Origin of the sequence: Methylobacterium sp. B1, from assembly GCF_000333255.1 — a bacterium.
Taxonomy (GTDB): Bacteria; Pseudomonadota; Alphaproteobacteria; order Rhizobiales; family Beijerinckiaceae; genus Methylobacterium; species Methylobacterium fujisawaense.
The window spans coordinates 1-4,180 of record NZ_BACT01000272.1 but is presented as its reverse complement, the minus strand read 5'-3'; the positions used below and the strand labels follow the sequence as shown (position 1 = coordinate 4,180).

General features: G+C 72.0%; 4 protein-coding genes and 1 pseudogene. 3 read left to right on the top strand and 2 right to left on the bottom strand.

The features are described 5' to 3' along the window. The 3 genes and pseudogenes from I53_RS07820 to I53_RS07810 form a co-directional block, all read left to right on the top strand. Positions 1-201: pseudogene (locus tag I53_RS07820) on the top strand (amino acid ABC transporter permease); the annotation flags it as partial. Continuing rightward, positions 198-1,049, top strand: a complete 852-nt coding sequence (locus tag I53_RS07815; RefSeq protein ID WP_043348801.1) for an amino acid ABC transporter permease — start codon at positions 198-200, stop codon at positions 1,047-1,049. The pseudogene I53_RS07820 and the gene I53_RS07815, both read left to right, overlap by 4 nt. A 4-nt stretch (positions 1,050-1,053) precedes the next feature. Further along, on the top strand, positions 1,054-1,833 hold the full coding sequence (locus I53_RS07810) for an amino acid ABC transporter ATP-binding protein (protein WP_043348798.1): 780 nt from the start codon (positions 1,054-1,056) through the stop codon (positions 1,831-1,833). 27 nt (positions 1,834-1,860) lie between these two features. On the opposite strand, the gene I53_RS07805 is transcribed toward I53_RS07810, so the two are convergent. Beyond that, positions 1,861-2,751: a polysaccharide deacetylase family protein gene (locus tag I53_RS07805; protein WP_043348795.1), complete on the bottom strand. Its 891-nt coding sequence runs from the start codon at positions 2,749-2,751 to the stop codon at positions 1,861-1,863. Positions 2,752-2,763: 12 nt separating this feature from the next. Further along, on the bottom strand, positions 2,764-4,180 hold a 1,417-nt coding region (locus tag I53_RS07800), incomplete at its 5' end, for an ATP-binding cassette domain-containing protein (RefSeq protein WP_043348793.1).

Here is a 4,180-nt window from a genome sequence, read left to right as displayed (position 1 = left end):
CTCCTGAAGACCACCACGTTGGCCTACGCCATCGCGGTCCCGGAGACCCTGTACGCGGTCAAGCAGATCTGGTCCGAGTCGCAGAACGTCCTGGAGATGATGCTGGTGCTGCTGGCGACCTACGCGGTCCTCGTCGGCGTGCTCGTCTGGATCATGCACCGCTGGGAGCGCGCCCTGCGCATCCCGGGATACGGCCGATGAGCGCCCCAGATTCGCAGGGCCGGCGACCGGGGGACCTGCCGGTCCTCCTGCCGTTCGCGCTCCCAAAGGACCGCGCAGCGTCGCGCCTGCGCCCGGCCCATCTCCGGCTGCTCGCCGGGCTCGCCGTCGTCGCCGTCCCGGCCTGGGCGCAGGGCGGGGCCGCCGCGCTGTCGCCGCTGGAGGTCGTGATCAAGTGGGCGCCGCTCCTGCTCACGGGCTTCGCCTTTAACGTGGCGATCTCGCTGATGGCGATGGCGATCGGCACGGTGGCGGGCATCGGGCTCGGGCTGGCCATGCTGGCGGAGGGGCGGATCCTGCCCCGCCTCGCGTGGTGCGCCACGCAGGTGTTCCGCAACGTGCCCTGGCTGGTGCTGCTGTTCTTCGTGATGTTCCTCGTGCCGTTCCAGATCACGGTGTTCGGCCTCCGCGTGCCGCTGCCCGACTGGGTGAAGGCGACCTTCGGCTTCAGCCTGCCGGTCATGGCCAACGTCGCCGAGATCGTCCGCGGCGCGGTGCGCTCGGTGCCGAACACCCAGTGGGAGGCCGCCGAATCCCTGGCCTTCACCCGGCGGCAGACGATGTGGCGCATCATCCTGCCCCAGTGCGCAAAGCGGATGCTGCCGCCCTGGATGAACGTCTATTCGCTGATCGCGATGGCGACGGTGCAGGCGTCGATCGTCGGCGTCACCGAGATGCTGACGCTGACCGCACAGGTGCACGCCGCCGAGGGCGGCCGCCCCGAGCTGTTCGCCCCGCTCTACGGCTTCGCCCTGCTCTGCTTCTTCCTCTACTGCTACCCGATCGACCGGTTCACCGCCGCCCTGGAACGCCGCTTCGAGACCCGTTGAAACCATGACGCGCGCGACCCTGGCCGAAACCCCGTCCCCGAATTGGACGCCCGATCAGCCGATCGTCCGCATCGCCGACGTGCACAAGTCCTTCGGGACGTTCGAGGTGCTGAAGGGGATCAGCTTCGACGTCCGCAAGGGCGAGGTCGTCTGCATCATCGGCCCCTCGGGCTCGGGCAAGTCGACGCTGATCCGCTGCATCAACGCGCTGGTGCCGGTCACCGCGGGCTCGATCGAGGTCGAGGGGATCGACGTCACCGATCCGCGGCTCGACAAGCTGGCGCTGCGCCGCAAGGTCGGCATGGTGTTCCAGCAATACAACCTGTTCCCGCACAAGACCGCGCTGCAGAACGTGATGATGGCTCCCATCCACGTCCTCGGTCAGGAGAAGCGAGAGGTCGAGGCGCGGGCGCGGGCGCTCCTCGCCAAGGTCCGGCTGGCCGGCAAGGAGAACGCCTATCCCGGCGAGCTGTCCGGCGGCCAGCAGCAGCGCGTGGCCATCGCCCGCTCGCTGGCGATGCGGCCGGACGTGATGCTGTTCGACGAGGTCACCGCCGCCCTCGATCCGGAGACGGTCAAAGAGGTGCTGGTGACGATCCGGGAACTCGCCGAGGAGGGCATGACCTGCATGCTCGTCACGCACGAGATGAACTTCGCCCGCGACGTCGCCGACCACATCTACTTCACCGACCGCGGCGTCATCGTCGAGCACGGGCCGCCCGCGACCTTCTTCGCCTCCGCCCAGGACGAGCGCACGCGCCGGTTCCTGTCGCAGGTGCTCTGAGGCCCCCCGGCCCGGACTGGGGCCGCGTCAGCGCGGCCCGGCCTCCTGCGCGACGATGTGGTCGGCGATCGCCCCGGCGGTGGTGAGCCAGATGTCGCCGCGGTGGTCGGCGATGTGCTGGAGCGCCCGCCGCAGGGGCCGCAGCCGGTGCGGTCGTCCGACGATGTAGGGGTGGAGCGCGATGCCCATGACGAGGGGCGCACGCCGGGACTGCTCCAACATCTCGTCGAAGGCGTCGACGATGGCGTCCGCGAACTGGCGGCCCGTCTCCTTGCGGGCGACGATGGCGGGGATGTCGTTGAGTTCCTGCGGGTACGGCACCGTCAGGATCCGGCCGCCGTTGCGGGTCGCGAACCACGTGGGCTGGTCGTCGTGGTCCCAGTCCAGCAGGTAGCGGTAGCCTGCCTCGGCGAGCAGGTCGGGCGTCACCTGCGACTGCGAGATCCAGGGGCCGAGCCAGCCGGAAGGCGGGCGGCCTTCCTGCGCGGCGATCACCGCCGTCGTCTCGGCGATCAGGGCCCGCTCGGCGGCCTCCTCGAGGGTGCCCTGCCGCTCCGCGTTGGTCCGCCCGTGGCCGACGATCTCGTCGCCGCGGGCGCGGAACGCCTCGATCAGCCCGGGGCAGTCCCGGTAGAGGTTGCTGTTGACCAGCACGCTCGCGGGCATCGCCAGGGCGTCCAGCATCTCGGCGATCCGCCACCCGCCGACCCGGTTGCCCCAGTCGCGCCACGCGTAGTTGAGCACGTCCGGCTGCGGGCCGCCCGGCGCCAGCTCGGCGCCCAGGCCCTCGCCGAACGCGAAGGTCTCCAGGTTCAGCCCGACATAGACGGCGAGGCGCTTGCCCTCCGGCCAGTCGTAGACCGGCCGGTCCGGGAGCGCGCTGAAGCTGTAGCGGCCGTGGCCCGCATTCGTGTCCATGTGGAGACCCTGTTACGCCGCACCGAGATAGGCCGCTTCCAGCCCCTTGTCCGCCGACAGTGCCGCGGCGGTTCCGCGCGCGACCACCCGGCCCTGCTCCAGCACGTAGCCGCGGTCGGCGACCGTGAGGGCGAGCGCGGCCATCTGGTCGACGATCAGGATGGTGACGCCCTCGTCGCGCAGTTCGGCCACGGTGGCGTAGAGGGCGTTGATCATCGCCGGGGCGAGGCCCAGCGACGGCTCGTCGAGGAGCAGGATGCGCGGATGCGCCATCAACCCGCGGGCGATGGCCAGCATCTGCTGCTCGCCGCCGGAGAGCAGGCCCGCCCGGCTCGCCGCCCGGTCCCGCAGCCGCGGGAACCGGTCGAGCAGGCGCTCGACCTCGGCCGGGTCGATCGGCGTCCCGCGTCCGAAGGCGCCGAGGCGGATGTTCTCGACGACGCTGAGCTCCGGGAAGACCTGTCGGCCCTCCGGCACCAGGACGAGGCCGCTGCGGGCGATCCGGTGCGCGGGCAGCGCCTCGACGCGCCGGTCGTCGAACACGATCGATCCCGCCACCGGGCGCAGCAGTCCCGCCAGAGCCCGCATGGCCGTAGACTTGCCGGCGCCGTTGGCGCCCAGCAGGGCGACGGTCTCGCCCGGCCGCACGTCGAGATGGATGCCCTCGAGGACGGGCGCGGCGCCGTAGCCGGCCGTCAGATCGAGGACGGAGAGGACGGCATCCGCCGGCCCCTGCCACGGCGTGCTTCGCGGCCGGGCGGGCGTGTCGGCGCCGCCGAGATAGGCGCGCAGGACCGCTGGGTCGCGCCGGATCTCGGCGGGCATGCCGCGTGCGATCGGGCGCCCGGCATCCATGACGAGGATGTGGTCGGAGATGCCCATCACCAGCGGCATGTCGTGCTCGACCAGGACGACCGCGACGCCGCTGTCGGCAATCCGGCGGATCAGGCCGGCCAGCCGGTCGGTGTCGGCCCGCGACAGGCCGGCGGCGGGCTCGTCGAGAAGCAGCACCGTGGGGCCGCCGGCGAGCGCCCGGGCGATCTCCACGAGCCGCCGGTCGACATGGGGCAATTCGGCGGCCAAGCGGTCGAGGGCGCCCCGGTAGCCGACGAACGCGAGGAGCGACGCGGCCGTCGCGCGGTCCTGCGCCCGCGCGCGGCGCCACAGCCGGCCCGGCGCGAAACCGAGGGCGACGTTGTCGACCACCGGGAGCGAGCCGAACAGGCGCGTGGTCTGGTAGGTGCGCGCGATGCCGGCGCGGGCGACGACGTGCGCCGGCCGCCCGGCGAGGTCGCGTCCTCCCAGCCGGATCGCCCCGGCGGTCGGGCGGTAGAAGCCCGAAATCATGTTCAGCACGGTGGTCTTGCCGGCCCCGTTCGGGCCGATCACGCTGGTGACCGCCGCCGGCTGAACGGTGAGGTCAACCCGC